The sequence below is a fragment of the Dermatobacter hominis genome (assembly GCF_020715685.1).
Lineage (GTDB): Bacteria > Actinomycetota > Acidimicrobiia > Acidimicrobiales > Microtrichaceae > Dermatobacter > Dermatobacter hominis.
The window spans coordinates 2,896,530-2,914,130 of sequence record NZ_CP085840.1; the positions used below are offsets into that span (position 1 = coordinate 2,896,530).

18 protein-coding genes are annotated in these 17,601 nt (G+C 74.1%); 12 read left to right on the top strand and 6 right to left on the bottom strand.

Annotated elements, in window-relative coordinates; translation table 11 throughout:
* Positions 1 to 4: 4 nt before the first annotated feature.
* A complete protein-coding gene (locus tag LH044_RS13750; protein WP_227756153.1) occupies positions 5 to 1,156 on the top strand; it encodes an NDMA-dependent alcohol dehydrogenase in 1,152 nt (383 codons plus the stop codon).
* 14 nt (positions 1,157 to 1,170) lie between these two features.
* Here LH044_RS13750 and LH044_RS13755 read toward each other — a convergent pair whose 3' ends face one another.
* Positions 1,171 to 2,064 carry a TIGR03854 family LLM class F420-dependent oxidoreductase gene (locus tag LH044_RS13755; RefSeq protein ID WP_227756154.1) on the bottom strand — a complete coding sequence of 298 codons (894 nt, stop codon included), beginning with the start codon at positions 2,062 to 2,064 and terminating at the stop codon, positions 1,171 to 1,173.
* Between the two features lie 73 nt (positions 2,065 to 2,137).
* Positions 2,138 to 3,370, bottom strand: coding sequence for an Mrp/NBP35 family ATP-binding protein (locus LH044_RS13760; protein ID WP_227756155.1), 1,233 nt, complete (start codon positions 3,368 to 3,370; stop codon positions 2,138 to 2,140).
* 59 nt (positions 3,371 to 3,429) lie between these two features.
* Between LH044_RS13760 and LH044_RS13765 the strand changes: the two genes are divergently transcribed.
* Together LH044_RS13765 and erpA are read left to right on the top strand one after the other, a co-directional pair.
* A complete protein-coding gene (locus LH044_RS13765) occupies positions 3,430 to 4,101 on the top strand; it encodes a helix-turn-helix transcriptional regulator (protein ID WP_227756156.1) in 672 nt (223 codons plus the stop codon).
* A gap of 85 nt (positions 4,102 to 4,186) precedes the next feature.
* Positions 4,187 to 4,519 (top strand): iron-sulfur cluster insertion protein ErpA, encoded by a 333-nt coding sequence (gene erpA / locus LH044_RS13770; protein ID WP_227756157.1) that lies wholly within the window; start codon positions 4,187 to 4,189, stop codon positions 4,517 to 4,519.
* 54 nt (positions 4,520 to 4,573) lie between these two features.
* Here erpA and LH044_RS13775 read toward each other — a convergent pair whose 3' ends face one another.
* Positions 4,574 to 5,182 (bottom strand): dihydrofolate reductase family protein, encoded by a 609-nt coding sequence (locus LH044_RS13775; RefSeq protein WP_227756158.1) that lies wholly within the window; start codon positions 5,180 to 5,182, stop codon positions 4,574 to 4,576.
* Positions 5,183 to 5,304: 122 nt separating this feature from the next.
* On the opposite strand from LH044_RS13775, the gene LH044_RS13780 reads away from it, so the two are divergent.
* Positions 5,305 to 6,153, top strand: coding sequence for an AraC family transcriptional regulator (locus LH044_RS13780; RefSeq protein ID WP_227756159.1), 849 nt, complete (start codon positions 5,305 to 5,307; stop codon positions 6,151 to 6,153).
* A gap of 40 nt (positions 6,154 to 6,193) precedes the next feature.
* Here LH044_RS13780 and LH044_RS13785 read toward each other — a convergent pair whose 3' ends face one another.
* Positions 6,194 to 7,141, bottom strand: coding sequence for a hypothetical protein (locus tag LH044_RS13785; RefSeq protein WP_227756160.1), 948 nt, complete (start codon positions 7,139 to 7,141; stop codon positions 6,194 to 6,196).
* A gap of 159 nt (positions 7,142 to 7,300) precedes the next feature.
* Here LH044_RS13785 and LH044_RS13790 point away from each other — a divergent pair, with 159 nt between their 5' ends.
* The 5 genes from LH044_RS13790 to LH044_RS13810 all read left to right on the top strand — a co-directional run bounded on the left by LH044_RS13790 (position 7,301) and on the right by LH044_RS13810 (position 11,348).
* Positions 7,301 to 9,070 carry a 2Fe-2S iron-sulfur cluster-binding protein gene (locus tag LH044_RS13790; RefSeq protein WP_227756161.1) on the top strand — a complete coding sequence of 590 codons (1,770 nt, stop codon included), beginning with the start codon at positions 7,301 to 7,303 and terminating at the stop codon, positions 9,068 to 9,070.
* A gap of 141 nt (positions 9,071 to 9,211) precedes the next feature.
* Complete coding sequence (locus LH044_RS13795; RefSeq protein ID WP_227756162.1) at positions 9,212 to 10,228, top strand: helix-turn-helix domain-containing protein; 1,017 nt, start codon at positions 9,212 to 9,214, stop codon at positions 10,226 to 10,228.
* Positions 10,225 to 10,758: a dihydrofolate reductase family protein gene (locus tag LH044_RS13800; RefSeq protein ID WP_227756163.1), complete on the top strand. Its 534-nt coding sequence runs from the start codon at positions 10,225 to 10,227 to the stop codon at positions 10,756 to 10,758. The genes LH044_RS13795 and LH044_RS13800 overlap by 4 nt, the downstream gene beginning before the upstream one ends.
* Before the next feature lie 39 nt (positions 10,759 to 10,797).
* Positions 10,798 to 11,136, top strand: coding sequence for a RidA family protein (locus LH044_RS13805; RefSeq protein WP_227756164.1), 339 nt, complete (start codon positions 10,798 to 10,800; stop codon positions 11,134 to 11,136).
* 53 nt (positions 11,137 to 11,189) lie between these two features.
* On the top strand, positions 11,190 to 11,348 hold the full coding sequence (locus LH044_RS13810) for a hypothetical protein (RefSeq protein ID WP_227756165.1): 159 nt from the start codon (positions 11,190 to 11,192) through the stop codon (positions 11,346 to 11,348).
* A 72-nt stretch (positions 11,349 to 11,420) separates the two neighbouring features.
* On the opposite strand, the gene LH044_RS13815 is transcribed toward LH044_RS13810, so the two are convergent.
* Together LH044_RS13815 and LH044_RS13820 are read right to left on the bottom strand one after the other, a co-directional pair.
* The gene (locus LH044_RS13815) at positions 11,421 to 12,092 is read right to left on the bottom strand and encodes a response regulator transcription factor (RefSeq protein WP_227756166.1); all 672 of its coding nucleotides are present in this window, start codon (positions 12,090 to 12,092) and stop codon (positions 11,421 to 11,423) included.
* 7 nt (positions 12,093 to 12,099) lie between these two features.
* A complete protein-coding gene (locus LH044_RS13820) occupies positions 12,100 to 13,434 on the bottom strand; it encodes a glutamine synthetase family protein (RefSeq protein WP_227756167.1) in 1,335 nt (444 codons plus the stop codon).
* 338 nt (positions 13,435 to 13,772) lie between these two features.
* Between LH044_RS13820 and glnII the strand changes: the two genes are divergently transcribed.
* The 3 genes from glnII (at position 13,773) to LH044_RS13835 (ending at position 17,418) form a co-directional block, all read left to right on the top strand.
* Positions 13,773 to 14,789 (top strand): glutamine synthetase GlnII, encoded by a 1,017-nt coding sequence (glnII, locus tag LH044_RS13825; protein WP_227756168.1) that lies wholly within the window; start codon positions 13,773 to 13,775, stop codon positions 14,787 to 14,789.
* 231 nt (positions 14,790 to 15,020) lie between these two features.
* Positions 15,021 to 16,835, top strand: coding sequence for an NAD+ synthase (locus tag LH044_RS13830; RefSeq protein ID WP_227756169.1), 1,815 nt, complete (start codon positions 15,021 to 15,023; stop codon positions 16,833 to 16,835).
* Between the two features lies 1 nt (position 16,836).
* The gene (locus LH044_RS13835) at positions 16,837 to 17,418 is read left to right on the top strand and encodes a hypothetical protein (RefSeq protein ID WP_227756170.1); all 582 of its coding nucleotides are present in this window, start codon (positions 16,837 to 16,839) and stop codon (positions 17,416 to 17,418) included.
* Positions 17,419 to 17,601 lie beyond the last annotated feature (183 nt).

Below are 17,601 nucleotides of genomic sequence, written 5' to 3' on the forward strand. Positions count from 1 at the left end.
TCGGATGAGGACGCGCGCGGCGGTCATCTTCGGGGTGGGGCGGGACTGGGAGGTCGTCGACGTCGACCTCGACGACCCGGGGCCCGGCGAGGTGCTCGTGCGGACCCGGGCCGCCGGCCTCTGCCACTCCGACGAGCACATCCTGCAGGGCGACATGACGCCGCCCGAGGACCTGATCGCCGAGGCCGGGATGGAGTCGCCGTTCCCGATGATCGGCGGGCACGAGGGGTCGGGCGAGGTGGTGGCGGTCGGCGAGGGCGTGCGGCGCGTGCAGGTCGGCGACCACGTCGCGGTGTCGTTCTTCCCGACCTGCGGGGAGTGCCACTACTGCGTGACCGGCCGGCAGAACCTGTGCGACATGGGCGCCAACGCCTTCCTGCCCGGGATGATCACCGACGGGCGCCGGGCCCACCGCCTGGCCGACGGCACGCCCGCCGACCCGGTGCTCAAGCTCGGGACCTTCGCCGAGCACATGCTCCTGTCCGAGGACTCGGTCGTCCGCGTCGAGCCCGACATCCCGTTCACGCCCGCGGCGCTCGTCAGCTGCGGCGTCGCCACCGGCTGGGGCTCTGCGGTGCGGCGCGCCGACGTCCGGCCCGGCGACACGGTGGTCGTCGTGGGCACGGGCGGCGTCGGCATGAACGCCGTGCAGGGTGCGGCGATGGCCGGGGCGCGGCACGTCGTCGCGGTGGACCTCGTCGAGTGGAAGCGCGAGCAGGCCCACACCTTCGGCGCCACCCACACCGCGGGGTCGATCGACGAGGCGTTGCCGCTCGTCCAGCAGCTGACGCGCGGCCGCGGCGCCGATGCCGTGATCCTCGTCCCGGGCCTGATGACCGGCGACCTCGTCGCACCGGCGCTCGCCATGACCGCCAAGGGCGGGTCGGTCGTGGTGACGGCGATCGCGAACATCATGGCCACCGAGGTGTCGATGGGCCTGTTCGACCTCGCGATGTCGCAGAAGGCCGTGAAGGGGACGGTCTTCGGCGCCTGCAACCCGCGGACCGACATCCCCGACCTGCTCGGCATGTACACCGACGGGAAGCTCCGCCTCGACGAGCTGGTCACCCGCACGTACTCCCTCGACGACATCAACCAGGGCTACGAGGACATGCGCCGGGGCAACAACCTGCGCGGCGTGATCGTCTTCGACTGACCGCGACCCGGCGCTCAGGTCTGCAGCGGGAGGACCACGTCGGCCAGGCGGGCCAGGTGCTCGGCCGGGTCGGCGGGGTCGCCGAGCGGTACCACGACGAACTTCGAGAAGCCGACGTCGACGAACTCACCGATCCGGTCCCGCAGCTCGTCGGCGCCCGACGCGACGAGCTGCCGCGGGTCCACGTCGGGACGGCGTGACGGCAGCAGCGCCAGCACCTCGTCGGGGATCGGTTCGAGCGAGTAGGGGAGCAGCACCCCGAAGTGCTCCGGGTCGATCTCCCGGCCGTGGTCGGCGGCCGTGCGCTCCACGACCGCACGGCCCTCAGCGGCGTCGGTCGGCGTGACGAAGCTCGGCAGCCACCCGTCGCCCAGGCGGCCGACGCGCCGGAGCTCCGCCGGCGCGATCCCGCCGAGCCACACGTCGGGCGGGGACTGCCGCGGGAACGGCCGCACCTTCGCGCCCTCGAGCCGGAAGTGCTCACCGGCGTGGTCGACGCGGTCCTCGGTCCACAGCCGGCGGATGAGCGGCAGCGCCTCGTCGAACAGCGCGGCCCGCTCGCCGCGGGCCACGCCGAACGCCTGCTGCTCCGCCGGGTTCACCGCGCCGAGGCCGAAGGCGGGAAGGAGGCGGCCGCCGGACAGCTGGTCGAGGGTGGCGAGCTCCTTCGCGACGAGCACGGGGTTGCGACCCGGCAGGACCATGACCGACATCCCGAACTTGAGGCGCTGCGTCCGGCCGGCGGCGGCGGCGAGCGCCACGACCGGGTCCGGGCAGGGGCCGGTGATCCGCTCGGACAGCCACAGGCTGTCGAACCGCAGGTCCTCGAGGAGCGACACCAGGTCCAGGAAGCGCTCGTCGACGAAGTCCGTCCGGGTCCCGAGCCCGAAGCCCACGCGCACCTTCACCTGCGTCCGACCTCCTCGATGGGCACGACCCCCGACCGGCGCCGTCGCCCTGCCGGCACAGGATGGCAGGCGATCAGGTCGTGGCGTCGGCCGCGGCCAGCGCCGCCTGCATCGCGCCCATCATGCGGGAGGTGCAGCCGGACAGGTCGGCGGGCGGGATCACCTCGTCGACGATGCGCTGGGCCAGCGTGCGGAACGCCTCGGCCGCCGGCCCCTCGCCGAGCACGACCGGCCGGCCGTGGTCGCCGCCGTCGGCCACCGCGGCCTCGATCGGGATGCGGGCCAGCAGCGGGAGGCCGGCCTCGTCGGCCAGGCGGTCGCCACCGCCCTCGCCGAACAGCCGGTGCTCGCGGCCGGTGTCGTCGACGTAGCTGGACATGTTCTCGATGACGCCGGCGATGTGGAGGAAGTTCTTGCGGCCCATGTCCACGACCCGGACGGCGACCTTCTGCGCGGTCAGCGACGGCGTGGTCACGACCAGCATCTCGGCCCGGGGCAGGAGCTTGGCGAGGCCCATCTGGACGTCGCCGGTGCCCGGGGGCATGTCGATCAGCAGGTAGTCGACGCCGTCCCAGTCGACGTCCTCGAGGAAGTGCTGCACGGCTCGGTTCAGCATGAGCCCGCGCCACATGAGGGCGCTGCCCTCGTCGTCGACGAGGAAGCCCATCGAGACGACCTTGAGGCGCCCCGACCCGATCTCGACCTCGTTCGGGATGATGCGGGGCCGCTGCTCGCCCTCCTGCGCCGGCGCGTCGTCGGCCACGGCCTGGAGCCGGCCGTCGAGGCCCACCATGCGCGGCACCGAGAACCCCCAGATGTCGGCGTCGATCACGCCGACGGTGAAGCCCATGTCCGCCATCGCCGCCGCCAGGTTGACGGTCACCGACGACTTGCCCACGCCGCCCTTGCCCGAGGCGACCATGATCACCTTCGTGGTCGAGGGGACCGCGGTGCGCTCGGGCCGCTCGGCGATGTTGCGCCGCGCCCGCTCCATGGCGGCCGCCTTGCCGGCCTGGTCGAGCTCGGTCCAGTCGAGCCGGACCCGGGTGACGCCGGGCAGCGAGCCGACCCGAGCGCGGACGTCGCGCTGGATCTCGGCCCGGAGCGGGCACCCGCTCGTGGTGAGGGCGATGCGGACGTGCACGGTGCCGTCGGCGTCCACGCGGGCCCCCTTGGCCATGCCGAGCTCGACGATGTCGGACCCGAGCTCGGGGTCCACGACCCCGCGCAGCAGACCCATCACGTCGTCGACCGTGGGCAGCACGTGGGCGCCCGGGTGGCCGTCGGTGGGGGCGGGATCCGTCACGCTCGATATTTTACCGGTCGCCGCCGTGTTATTTCAGCCGCGCGGGTACCCTTGCTGCCGTGGGTCCGTCCGAGCACCGCCTCGACCTGCTGAAGACGCTGGGGGACAACACCCGCTACGCGATCTACCTGGAACTCGCCCGGTCCCCGCGCCCGCTCGCCACGGCCGAGATCGCGGAGTCGCTGGGCCTGCACCCGAACACGGTCCGACCGCACCTCGAGCGGATGCGCGACGTCGGTCTGCTGGAAGCCCGCCCCGACACCCGTGGCGCGGTCGGACGTCCGCAGAACCTGTACACGCTGGCCGCCGACGCGCCGTCGCTCGGCCTCGAACCGCCGGTGTTCCCCATGATGGCCCGGATGCTGCTCGACCTCGCCGCCGACGCCGGCCTGTCGGGTGAGCCCGTCGTGGCCGCGGGCCGCGAGCAGGGCCGCAGGCTGTCGCACCGGGGCTCGCTCGGCGACCGTCGCCGGCCCTGTGTCGAGGCCGCGGTGACGATGCTCGCCGAGCTCGGCTTCGACCCCACCGCGGTCACCGAGGACGACGCCACCACCGTCGCCTTCGGGCACTGCCCGTTCGCCGACCTGGCCGCATCGAACCCCGAGCTCGTCTGCGCCCTGCACCGCGGGCTGCTCGAGGGGTTCGTCGACGAGGTCGGCGGCGCCGTCGAGGACTTCCACGACCTGTCGCACCGCGAGCCGTGCCGGGCCACGCTCGTCGCCGACGCCTGACGCCACCTCGGATCCGTCACCCCCGACGCCTGGGAGCGCCCGGGACGCGGCGGTACACTGACCAGCGAACACTCGTGCGCCCAGCGTGGAGGACCTCGTGATCACCCTGACCGACAACGCAGCGACCAAGGTCAAGCAGCTCATCGACGCCGAGGGCGAAGCGGGCCTCGCGCTCCGCGTGGCCGTGCGTCCCGGCGGCTGCTCGGGCTTCGCCTACGAGATGTTCTTCGACACCGACGTCGCGACCGACGACATCACCTCCACCTACGGTGACGTGAGCGTCGTCGTCGACCCGTCGAGCGCGCAGCTGCTCCAGGGCGCCACGCTCGACTACAAGGACGGCCTCGAGCAGTCCGGGTTCGCCATCACGAACCCGAACGCCGAGCGCACCTGCGGCTGCGGCCAGTCCTTCAGCTGACCGGCTGCGGCTGACCTGCGGGTTCACGACCGCCGCGATGATCGGGCACCACGTTCAGGCCACCGGCGCTCCGTCGCGCGCCAGCTCGTAGCCCAGCACCAGCGAGCCGGCGGCGGTGACGTCGTGGCGGACGAGGCGCAGCGCCCGGGGCGCAGGCAGCTCGCCGAACAGCCGGGTGCCCGTGCCGAGCAGCAGCGGGTGGACGATCAGGCGCAGCTCGTCGACCACGTCGAGGCGCAGCAGCTGGCGGGCCAGGTCGCCGCTGCCCAGGACCGCGACGTCGCCGTCGCCGTCGGCCAGCAGCTCGCCGACCGCCGGCGCCAGGTCCCCCTGCAGCACCGTGGCGCCGGCCCACCGGAGGTCCTCGTCGCGCAGCGTCCGGCTGGCGACGTGCTTGGGAGTGGCGTTCATGTGGGCCGCGATCGGGTTCGCATCGGGCTGGTCGGGCCAGAACTCGGCCATCTTCTCGTAGGTCCGGCGGCCGAAGAGGTACGCGCCGGTCCCCGAGACGCCGTCCGCGCCGAGCGTCGCGTGCACGTCCGCCGCGTAGGGCACGCCCCAGCCCCCGTGCTCGAAGCCGCCGCGGCGGTCCTCGTCGGGCGATCCGAGGCCCTGCACGACCCCGTCCACGGTCAGGAACTCGACCAGTACCAACCTGCGCACACCGCACCTCCTCGCTGCTCCGCCGCACCGTCGCGCCGGCGGGGACCATCGTCGCCCCCGGGGCCTGCGCTCGTCTTGGACGAACCTGACCGGCGGTGCCGACGGCGCCCGACGGTGCTGTCATGGGGGCCGTGCCGACCGATCGCGACCTCCGAGGCGCCCTGGCGCTCGTGCGACGTCCGGTCCACCCCGAGCTCGCCGGTCTCGTCGGGGGCATCGTCGGCTTCGACCAGCGCGGCCCTGCGCCGGTGCCGCGGCGGCAGGCCGCCGGGTCGCTCGTGCCGCTCGTGATCTCGCTCGACGGCGCGGTCGACGTGCGGCGGGACGGCGGGACCGGCCCGCCGATCACCGTCGGGTCCTTCGTGGCCGGGCTGTCCGACGTCCCGGTGTCGACCGTGGCGACCGCCTCGCACCGCTGCGTGCAGGCCTACCTCACCCCGATCGGCATCCGGCAGGTGCTCGGCGTCGACGGCCGCGACCTCGCCGGCCGGGTCGTCGACCTCGCGGCGCTCGCCCCGGAGCTGTGCGGGCCGGCGCTCGACCAGCTGCGGTCCGCGCCGGACTGGCCCACCCGGCTCGGGCTCGTGGAGTCGGCGCTGCGCCGCCGGGTGCGCGCCGGTCGTCCCGTCGACGACGTCGTGGCCGGGACCTGGCAGGCGCTCGCGTCGTCGGGCGGCCGCGTCGCGATCGCCGACGTCGTCCGCGGGTCGGGATGGAGCCACCGGCACCTGTCGTCGCGCTTCCGGACGCAGGTGGGGCTCACGCCCAAGGTGGCCGCGGGGATCGTGCGGTTCGAGCGCGCGACCGCCGACCTGATCTCGACGCCGCTGGCCGAGGTGGCCGTCCGCCACGGGTACGCGGACCAGAGCCACCTCACCCGCGACGTCGTCCGCTTCTCGGGCGAGACGCCGGCCGTGCTGCGCGACGCCCGGCGCCCGACCGCGCACACCGCGCTCGGGACCGCTCCCTGAGGCCGCGCCCCGGCGCTCCGGAGCCCCGGTGCTCCGGGGCTCAGACGGCGAGCGCGAGCAGCTCGGTGAGCTCGCCCCGATCGACCGTGACGTCGGCCCGGGCGACGATCGTGCCGGCCCGGTCTGTCACGTAGAGGACCGGCTCGAACCGCAGCTGGTAGGCCTCGGGCACCGGCGCCAGCTCGGCGTCGTTGAGGTCCCGCTGGCCCTTCGGGTCCTTGTAGACCTCCTGGTGCAGCACCTCGAGGTCGGTCCGGCCCTCGGTCTGCGCCATCAGGAGGTCCAGCACCGGGCCGCACACCGCGGTCTGGCAGTAGGCGGGAGTGGCGATCAGCATCACGACCGGCTTCCCCTTGCCGACCACGTCCTGGAGGTTCGTGGAGTGATAAGGGCAGGCCGGCACGCGGCTGCAGAGCGGGTCGACCTGGAGCGTGCGCTCGACGGTCGGCGAGTCCACCGGCGGCAGGGCCTCGCCGACGACCGGCGGCCCCACGCGGGCGCGGTCCACGACCTCGATCGTCGAGTCGAGCTCCGAGCCGTCGTAGGTCGCAGTCAGGTCGTAGATGCCCGGCTCGGGGAAGGTGAAGGAGACCGGGAGGTAGGCCCGGGGCACGCCGTCCATGCGCGGCGCCACGTCGACGGTGCCCAGCTCCTTGCCGTCCTGCGAGATCGTGAAGGTGACGTCGCCGGCGATCTCGGCCAGGGGGACGCCGTCGCGGTCGGACACCAGGTACGGCAGGCGGCTGGGGACGCCCGCGGGGATGTGCGGGACCGACTGCGGGAACGCCGCGAGCAGGGCGTGGTCCGGGACCGCGTCGGACTCCTGCGTGTTCGTCTCGGAGTCGCCGCAGGCCGCGAGGAGCGGTGCGCCGGCGGCGAGGGCGCCGAGGGCCAGGCCGCCCTGGAGCAGCCGGCGCCGCGGCACGACCAGGCCCGACGGGCGGACGGGACCGACGAGGTCGTCGTGCACGTGGCGGTGGGAGGGCACGACCTGGGAAGGTACCGTCCCGGGTGCCGCCCGGTCCCATCGCCGGGGACCGACGAGCGGCCCGTCCCGAGCGTCGTCTCAGCTCGCGACCGGCCCGGGACGGCGGTCCCGCGGTGGACCGGCCGATGCGGACCGACCGGCGACCGAGGAGCCACGCCCATGCCGTCCCCCGAGCCGAACCCGCCCACCGAGCCCGCCGCCGGGCCGGGGGCCGTGCCGCCCGCCGGTCCGGCGCCGTCGGCCGCGGTGCCGGCGCGGGAGGTCCGGTTCACGCTCGACGGCACCGAGGTGGCCGTCGACGACGACGGCATCACGCTCCTCGACGCCCTCCGGGGTCGGCTCGGGATCACGTCGGCCAAGGACGGCTGCTCCCCGCAGGGCCAGTGCGGCTGCTGCACCGTGGTGGTCGACGGCACGGCCCGCGTCGCGTGCGTGACGCCGCTCCGACGGGTCGCCGGGCGCGAGGTCGTCACCTTCGACGGCCTCGACGCGGACGTGCGGGGCCGGTGGGCGGAGGCGTTCCTGGGCCACGGCGCGAGCCAGTGCGGGTTCTGCTCGCCGGGCATCATCGTCCGCCTCGAGGCCCTGCGGGCGAAGGTCGCGGCGGAGGGCGGGGACCTCCGACCCGGCGCGGTCGACCGGGCCCTCGCCGCCCACCTGTGCCGGTGCACGGGCTGGCAGAGCATCGAGGAGGCGGCGGCCGACGTGCTCGGCGTCGCGCCGGCGGACACACCCGTCGCGCTGCCCGGCGCGAGCGATCGCGACCTCGAGGCGGCGGCCAGCCGCGACCTCGAGGCGGCAGCCAGGCGGGCGACGCTCGAGCTGGGCGCGCCGCAGCGGGTGGGGCCCGACGTCGCCGCCGGAGCGGTCGGGTTCTCGGCCGACACCGCCCCGACGGGTGCGCTCGTCGCCGTGCCCGGTCCGGACGGGGGCTGGGCGGTGGCCGCCGGCGTGACCGAGGCGCGCAGGGCGGCGGGCAAGGTGCAGGGCCGTCGCACCACGATCGAGCCGGCCCCGCCGCTCGACGTGCCCGACGGCGGGTGGGACCTGACCTTGCGGACGAGCTGGGTCGACGCGGCGTACGTCGAGACCGACGCCTCCTGGTGCGAGCCGGGCGGGGAGCCCTCGCCCGCCGCGGCGAACGGCGGGGCGTTCGGCGGGAAGCGCCGGAGCCCGCTGCCCGAGGCGGCCCGTGCGCTGGCCGACGAGCACGGCCGCGCCGTGCTGGCGCTGTGGTCGCGAGAGGACTGCACCCGGTCGGCGCCCAAGCGACCGCCGCTCGCCGCCGGCATCCGCGCCGACGGCACCGGCACCGTCCACGTCGTCCGGACCGAGGGCATCGCGGCGCGGATCGCCGCCGTCGCCCCGGGGCTCGACGTCGTCGAGGTCGACGCCGCCGGGCCGCCGACGTCGACCGCGCTCCGGGCCGCGGGGTGGGCGGAGGCCGTGGTGCTGCTCGCCGGCGTCGGCGCGCCGAGCGAGGTCGTGGCCGTGCAGCCCGGGGCGCTCGGCGCCGACGACGACCGGGGCGAGCGCGTGGTCGTGCGGACCCCGGACGGGGCGGTGGCCGAGGCGTCGGTCACGATCGCCGACGGTCCGTCGCCGGTGACCCGGATCGCGGTGCGGATCGCGGCCGGTGAGGTGCTCGACGCGGTCGTGCTGCGCTCGTACTGCATCGGCGCCGCGCACATGGCGCTCAGTTGGGTGACCTCGGAGGGCCTGGCCGTCGACGACGACGGCACCGTGCTCGACCTGACCGTCCGGTCCCTCGGCGTCCTGCGGGCGGCCGACATGCCGCCGGTGGACGTCGAGGTGCGGGCGGGCGACGGCCCGCCGGTCCGTGGCTCCGACGCGGTCTTCGCCGCGGTGGCCGCCGCGACCTGGCGGGCGCTCGGCACGCCGCCGGTGTGGCCAGCCCGGCCGGCCTGAGGCAGGGGCAGCCCGGCCGGCCTGAGGCAGGGGCAGCCCGGCCGGCCTGAGGCAGGGGCAGCCCGGCCGGCCTGAGGCAGCACGAGCCACGACCGCAAGATCGGTCGGGCGGCGCACGGGCCCGGTGGACAGACTGATCCGGTGACCTCCGTGCCGGGCCGGGACCGACTGCGCGAGCTGCTCGACGCGCTGCTCGACGACGAGCCCGGCGGCCTCGACGCGGCCGCCGACCGGGCGTCGTCGTCGCCGTTCCACTTCGCGCGCCAGCTCTCGTCGGCCACCGGCGAGCCGCCGATGTCGATCCGCCGTCGGGTGCTGCTCGAGCGGGCGGCGTGGCAGCTCGCGCAGGGCAGCTCGGTCACCGACGCCGCGTTCGACGCGGGGTACGAGTCGGTCGACGGCTTCTCGCGGGCGTTCCATCGCGCCTTCGGCTACCCGCCGAGCTCGGCGGGCCCGGGGCTCGCGACGTGGCTGCCGTCACCCAACGGCCTGCACTTCCACCCACCGGTCAACCTCTGGCTCACCTCGACGCCGCACGTCGCGGAGGGGGCGGGGGCCGACGGCGTGGTCGCGCTGATGGTCCACCACGACGTCGACGACACGGCGCACCTCATCGAGCTGGCGGCATCGCTCGACGACGAACGCCTCCGGCGCGAGCTCGCGCCGGGCCGGACCGTGCTGCGCTGGGACGGGCCGGAGCCGTCGGTCGCGGCCGTCCTCGAGCACATCGTGTGGTCGAAGGAGGTGTGGTCGGCGTCGATCGCCGGCGGTGACATCCCCCCGCGGGGCGGTGACGCACCCGACGAGCTCCGTGCCCGCCACGCCGCGGCGGGACCGCGCTGGATCTCGACGGTCTCGGACATCTCCCGCCGTGGGGCGTGGTCGGACCGCTTCGTCGACGCGCTGTGCGATCCGCCCGAGTCGTTCGTCCTGTCGAGCGTGGTCGCCCACGTGCTCGAGTTCTCGGCCCACCGCCGCCAGGTCGTGCGCTCGATGCTGCGCGACCTCGGCGGGGCCGACGCCGTCGACCACGGCGACCCGATCGACTGGCTGCACCTCCGGCACGGGCCGCCCGACCGGGCCGGCGGCGCCGGGGCGGCCGGGTGCGAGGCCGACGGCACCGAGGTCACACCCACCACCGAGGAGGAGCGAGCATGAGCCGCACGATCTACCTGACCGCCACGACGCTGGACGGCTTCATCGCGGATCCGGACCACAGCCTCGAGTGGCTGTTCGTCGTCGACGCCGGCGACCACGAGGGCGACCACGCCCGGTTCATGGAGGGCGTCGGCGCGGTGATCATGGGCGCCAGCACCTACGAGTGGATCGTCGACCACGAGGACGGCCGGTGGGGCTACGAGCAGCCGTCCTGGGTGATGACGCACCGCGACCTCCCGGAGGTCGACGGCGACGTCCGCTTCGTCGCCGCCGACGACGATGCGGCGCTCCTCGCCGTGCACGACGAGATGCTCGAGGCCGCGGCCGGCAAGGACATCTGGGTCGTGGGCGGCGGCGAGCTGGCGGCGCGGCTCGTCGACGTGGGGCGGCTCGACGAGATCGAGGTGTCGATCGCACCCGTCACGCTGGGGGCCGGCAAGCCGCTGCTGCCGCGCCACGTCGAGCTCACGACGCTCGAGGTCGACCGCACCGTCGACTTCGCGCACATCCGGTACCGCGTCGGCCGCTGAGCCGCCCGTGGGGCGGCGCCGCTCGGGTAGACAGGCGGCATGACCGCTCCGTACGTCCCCGCACGACGAGCCGGCGACTGGCTGGTGGTGTCCGGCCAGATCGGCCTCGGCCCCGACGGCCTGGCCGAGGGCTTCGAGGGCCAGCTCCGCCAGGCGCTGGCGAACCTCGACGAGCTGCTCGCGGCCGAGGGCGCCAGGGCCGACCAGGTGGCGAAGGCGACCGTCTTCCTGACCGACATGGACGACTACGCCGCGCTGAACGAGATCTACACCGCCTACTTCGCCGAGCCCCGCCCTGCCCGCACGTGCGTCGCGGTGGCGGGGCTGCCGCTCGGGGCGCTCGTCGAGGTCGAGGCCTGGGTCTGGACCGGGGACTGACCGTTCACCGGCCGAGGTAGAAGACCGGCCCGGCGCTGGGGCAGACTGGCCCGATGATCGGTCCGCTGCTCATCATCGTGGCCCTGGTGGTCGTCCTGCCCGTCGCCTTCATCATCACGGGCGGCGTGCTGGCGGTGATCCTGGGCCAGTCGCTGTCCAAGGAGGGCGAGTACCTCAACGAGGGCAGCGAGCTGATCGACCTCAACGTCTGAGCCGCACCGGCCCGACGTCCCGGCCCGATTGCGGTCGCGGCGCGACCGCACGCACCTCGGCACCCGTCGGCGTCAGCCGCCCCAGCGGGACTCGCCGAACTTGTAGCCCACCGAGCGCACGGTCTGGATCATGCCGGCGTGCTCCTCGCCGAGCTTGGCCCGCAGCCGCCGGATGTGGACGTCGACCGTCCGGGCGCCGCCGTAGTACTCGTAGCCCCAGACCCGCGACAGCAGGATCTCGCGGGTGAAGACGCGGCCGGGGTTGGAGGCGAGGAACTTGAGCAGCTCGTACTCCATGTAGGTGAGGTCGAGCGGCTGGCCGTCGATCGCGGCCTGGTAGGTCTCGAGGTTCAGCACGAGCGCCTCGTACTGCACCACCTCGGGCCCGAGGTCGAGCCCGGACTCCGACGCGAGCAGGTGGCGGACGCGGGCCTCGAGCTCCGCCGGGTGGGCGGGCGCCACGCAGAAGTCGTCGAAGGTGTCGTGGCGGCCGTCGAGGTCGCCGAGCTGCGTCCCCCGGACCATCAGGAGCAGCGGGGCGACGGCGAGGTCGCCGCGGCGCAGCGAGCGGGCCATGGCGAAGCCGCCGTCGGGCGACTCGTCGGCGGCGACGATCGCCCCGGCCCACACGCCCTCGCGCGCGGTCGACTCGTCCTTGACCGCCTGCCACGGCAGGCCGGCCAGGTCCAGCACGCGCACGATGTCGGGCGGTGCGGGGTCGGGCCAGATGAGCAGGGGCTGCACGGCGCTCCTACCAGGACCCCAGGTAGCGCCGCAGCTCGAAGCTGGACACGTGGGTGCGGTAGGCGCCCCACTCGGCCCGCTTGTTGCGGAGGAACCACTCGAAGATGTGCTCGCCGAGCGTCGTGCGCACGAGGTCGGAGCCCTCCATGCGGTCGAGCGCCTCGGAGAGGTTGCTCGGCAGCATCGACCCGTCGTCGGGGCGGCGCTCCTCGAAGTCCTCGAACAGGTTGACCGTCGTCTCCTCGGGCAGCTCGTAGCCCTGCTGGATGCCGGCCATGCCCGCGGCGAGCAGCACCGAGAACGCGAGGTAGGGGTTGCAGGACGGGTCGAGCGCCCGGTACTCGAGCCGGGTCCCCTGGTCCTCCTTGCCCTTCTTCGGCACCGGCACCCGCACCAGGGCGGAGCGGTTGTTGCGGGCCCACGAGATGTGGACCGGGGCCTCGAAGCCGGCGACGAGCCGCTTGTAGGAGTTCACCAGCTGGTTGGTCACGGCGGTGACCTCGCTGGCGTGCGTGAGCAGCCCGGCGATGAAGCCCTTGGCCGTCGAGCTCAGGCCGACCGCGTCGGTCGGGTCGTAGAAGGCGTTGTCGTCGCCGGTCCACAGCGACAGGTGCGTGTGCATGCCGGAGCCCTGCACGCCCTCCATCGGCTTGGGCATGAACGTGGCGTGCACGCCCGAGGCCATGGCGACCTCCCGCACGATCATCCGCAGCGCCATCACGTTGTCGGCCATGGCCAGCGCATCGCTGTAGCGCAGGTCGATCTCGTGCTGCGACGGGCCGTCCTCGTGGAACGAGTACTCGACGGGGATGCCCGTGCCCTCGAGCCGCTGGATGGTCCGGCGGCGGATGTCGGACGTCTCGTCGTAGGTCGTGAGGTCGAAGTAGCTCGCGGAGTCGAGCGGCTGCGGCGGCTTCGAGGGGTCGTCGTCGGCGAGGTAGAAGAACTCGACCTCGGGGGCGCACATGAACTGGAAGCCGGCGTCGGCCGCGACGGCGAGGTTGCGCTTGAGCACCTGGCGCGGGTCGCCCTCGAAGGGCGTGCCGTCGAGGTTCGTGATGTCGCAGAAGATGCGCGCCGTGAGGTCCTCGCCCTCTCGGGACGGCATCAGCTGGAACGAGTTCGGGTCCGGGAAGGCGAGGACGTCGCTCTCCTGCACGCGGCTGAAGCCGTCGATCGCGGAGCCGTCGAACTGGACGCCCTCCTCGAAGGCCGCCTCCAGCTCGACCGGCGAGATCGCCACGGACTTCAGCTGACCGAGGACGTCGGTGAACCAGAGCCGGACCAGTCGCACGCGTCGTTCCTCGACGGTGCGCAGCACGTAGTCCTGTTGGTGATCCATAGAGCGCTCCATCTTGTCACCGGGGCATGCGGGGCGCCCTTCTGCGAGGCGGCCCGACGCGGTGGTACCAGTCCCCGACGGGCCCCTCCCAATCGCAGTGGGCCTGTTCACGCGCCGTTCACAAATGGGCAACGGGAACGAAAACCCCTCCGACCAACCTGCGTGGGCGCCGGGTTCGGTGGGTCCGATCCCGGCCCAGCTGGGCTCCCCGACGGGGCCGTCCGGTGACAGGGTGATGAGATCCACTCGGGCGACGGTCCCCCCGGTCGCCCGGCGGAAGCGAAGGGCCCGCCGTGCCAGATCGACGCGGCGGATACGAACAAGCGAAGGAATCGAACGTGGCTTATCGGGCTGAATACATCTGGATCGACGGCACTGAGCCGACGCCGCTCATGCGGTCGAAGACCAAGATCCTCGCCGACGGCGCCGAGCCGGGCATCTGGGGCTTCGACGGCTCGTCCACGAACCAGGCCCCCGGCGACAACTCGGACTGCGTCCTGAACCCCGTGTACACGGTGCCGGACCCGATCCGTGGCGGCAACGACGTCCTCGTGCTCTGCGAGGTGCTCCTCCCCGAGTCCTTCGAGCCGCACCCCACCAACACCCGCGCCGCCTGCGTCGAGGTCGCCGACAAGTTCGCCAGCTTCGAGCCGCTGTTCGGCATCGAGCAGGAGTACACCTTCTTCAAGGACGGCCGTCCGCTCGGCTGGCCGCAGGAGGGCTACTACTACCCGGCCCCGCAGGGCCCGTACTACTGCGGCGTCGGCGCCGTGGAGATCGCCGGTCGGGAGATCGTCGAGGCCCACACGACGGCCTGCATCGAGGCCGGCATCAACATCTCCGGCACCAACGCCGAGGTGATGCTGGGCCAGTGGGAGTTCCAGGTCGGCCCGTCCGGCACCGTCGAGGTCGCCGACGAGCTCTGGATGGCCCGCTACCTCCTCTACCGGATCTCCGAGGACTTCGGCGTCAACGCGTCGATCTCGGCGAAGCCGATCAAGGGCGACTGGAACGGCGCCGGCGCCCACACGAACTTCTCGACCAACCAGATGCGCGAGGGCTACGACGCCATCATCGCCGCCTGCGAGGCCATCGGCGGCCCGGGCAAGGTCGAGGAGCACCTGGCGGGCTACGGCCACGGCTACGAGGACCGGCTCACCGGCCTCCACGAGACCGCCCACTACTCGCAGTTCCGCTACGGCGTGTCCGACCGTGGCGCCTCCGTGCGCATCCCGTGGCAGGTCGCCAAGGACGGCAAGGGCTACATCGAGGACCGTCGCCCGAACGCCAACATCGACCCGTACGTCGTCACCCGGCTCATCACCAACACGGTGTGCTCGGCGGCGACGCCCTGATCGGCACCGACCGATCGGAACGGACGCTCGGGCGGCGGTGACCATGAGGAGCCGCCGCCCGACCAGGTCCGCCCCGGCCGACGCCGGGGTCGACAGCACTGCGCGACGAGGGCCCGGCCGACGCCGGGCCCTCGCCGTGCTCGGGGCGCTGCTCACCGCCCCCGGGACCACCCCGCCGCCACGCGCCGTCGGCCTGCCGGTGCTGCGGACGGAGGTGGCTACCATCCAGTCGTGACGAGCGGTCCGCCGAACGCCCCCGGCGCGCACGACGGCGCCTCCGAGCCCGGTGTGCTGCGCGTGGCCCTGTGCCAGCTCGACCTGCGGGTCGGCGGGTTGCGCAGCAACGTCGAGGCGATGGCGCTCGCCTACGAGCGGGCCGATGCCGCCGGCTGCGACGTCGCCCTGTTCCCGGAGCTCGCCGTCTGCGGCTACCCGCCCGAGGACCTGCTGCTCAAGGCCGGATTCGTCGCCGACGGGGCCGAGTCGCTCGAGGCCCTCGCCCGCCGGGTGACCGGCCGGTGCGCGGCGGTCGTGGGCTGGGTCGAGGGCGACCGCCGGCCCGGCGCCGATCCCCACGACGCGACCGACGGGCCGTGGAACGCCGCGGCGGTCCTGCACGACGGTCGGATCGTCGGCAGCTACCGCAAGCAGGCGCTGCCCAACTACGGGGTGTTCGACGAGAAGCGCTACTTCGACCCCGGCTCGCCCGACCAGCCGCTCTACCGGATCGGCGGCGTCGTGTGCGCGGTCACGGTCTGCGAGGACGTCTGGGTCGCCGGCGGGCCGGCGGTGCGGGCCGCCCACCGCGGCGCCCAGGTGGTCCTCAACGTGAACGCCTCGCCGTTCCAGGCCGGCAAGCAGGACCTCCGGGAGGCGATGCTGCTCGAGCGCCAGGCCGAGGCCGGCGTGCCGATCGTCTACCTGAACGTCGTCGGCGGCCAGGACGAGCTGGTGTTCGACGGCGGCTCCGTCGTCGTCGACGACGGCGAAGTGGTCGCCCGGGCGCCACGGTTCGCCGTCTCGGAGCTCGTGCTCGACGTGGCCGTGCCCGCCGCCCCCCAGGTCGACGACGACACCCCGCTCGCTGTCGTCGCGGTGAGCGAGCCGGCGGACCCGGCGGCGCGGCGCGCCGGCGGTCGGGCCGAGGCGGTCATCGAGTCCTCGCCGCGGGGGCCGGAGGAGATCTGGGACGCGCTCGTCCTCGGCACCCGCGACTACGTCGCCAAGAACGGGTTCACCGACGTGGTGCTCGGGCTCTCGGGCGGCGTGGACTCGGCGCTGGTGGCCACGATCGCGGCCGACGCGCTCGGCCCCGAGCACGTCCACGTCGTGCTCATGCCGTCGCGCTACTCGAGCGATCACTCGGTGACCGACGCAGACCGCCTGGCCGCGAACCTCGGCGTGGACGCCCGCACGATCGCGATCGAGCCGGCGCACGCGGCGTTCGCCGAGCTGCTCGCGCCGAGCTTCGGCGAGCGCCCGCCCGACCTCACCGAGGAGAACCTGCAGTCCCGCATCCGCGGGGTGCTGCTGATGGCGCTGTCGAACAAGTTCGGCTGGCTCGTGCTCACCACCGGCAACAAGTCCGAGACCGCCGTCGGCTACTCGACGCTCTACGGCGACTCGGCGGGCGGCCTGGCCGTGATCAAGGACGTGCCGAAGCTGCTCGTCTACGAGCTCTGCCGCTGGCGCAACGAGCGCGCCGGCACCGACCTCATCCCCGAGCAGATCCTGACCAAGGCCCCGTCGGCCGAGCTGCGGCCCGACCAGCGCGACGACCAGAGCCTGCCGCCCTACGAGGTGCTCGACCCGCTGATCGAGGCCTACGTGGACGGCGACCGCACGATCGAGGAGCTGGTCGACGCGGGGCACGACGAGGCCATGGTCCGGCGCATCGCCCGGCTCGTCGACCTGGCGGAGTACAAGCGCCGGCAGTCGCCGCCGGGGATCCGCATCTCGCAGAAGGCGTTCGGCCGCGACCGGCGGCTCCCGATCACCAACGCGGCCGAGGCGCCGCCGGCGCCCGTGACGGCGCAGGAGGCGTGACGTGGAGGTCCCCCGCGCCGAGCCCGGCTACCCGGGCAACGGGGTCGTCGAGGCCGACTGGGACGAGGCCGGCCCGCTCGACCTGATGTCGACGGCCGCGTTGCTCGGAGCGCGGGCGTGGGTCGAGCGCGAGCTGCACGCCGTGGTCGGCTCCTGGGTCGGCGACGCCCACCTCCCCGCCGCCGTCGTGGCCTTCGACGGGCTCGCCATGCGCCACGCCTGGCGGTCCGAGGTGCTGCTGGCCCGGCTGCCGCAGCTCCGCGAGCTGCCCACGGACCGCGTGGTCGTGACGCCGGGTCCCGCGACCACCGACCTCGTGGCCGCGCTGCGGGCGCTCACCGACGACGGTGCCCGGATCGGCGCGTGGTCGGCGGTCGGCCGTGCCCTCGAGGACGGCTACGCCGCCCACCTGGCCCGCACCACCCCGGTCGCCGACGCACCCCTGCAGCGGTGGCTGCCGCTGCTGCTCGACTCCGTCCGCGCCGATCTCGAGCTCGCCTCGGTGCGCCGGCCCGAGGGCAGCGACGACGAGGTCGAGCGCGTCGCCGCGCTGGTCCGCGCCACCGCCCAGCTCACCCGCTGAGACCGCTCCAGGGCCGGTCCGGCGCCGCTCCTCGGCCGGTCCGGCGCCACTCCTCGGCCGGTCCGGACGGTGTCCGGCCGGACGTCGCCGAGGCGCGCGCTCAGGTTTTGCGGCCCGGATTGCCGATGTACGGGCTCCAGCCGGACCGCGCCGCCGTCGACGACGGTGTTCAGAGGAAGCCGA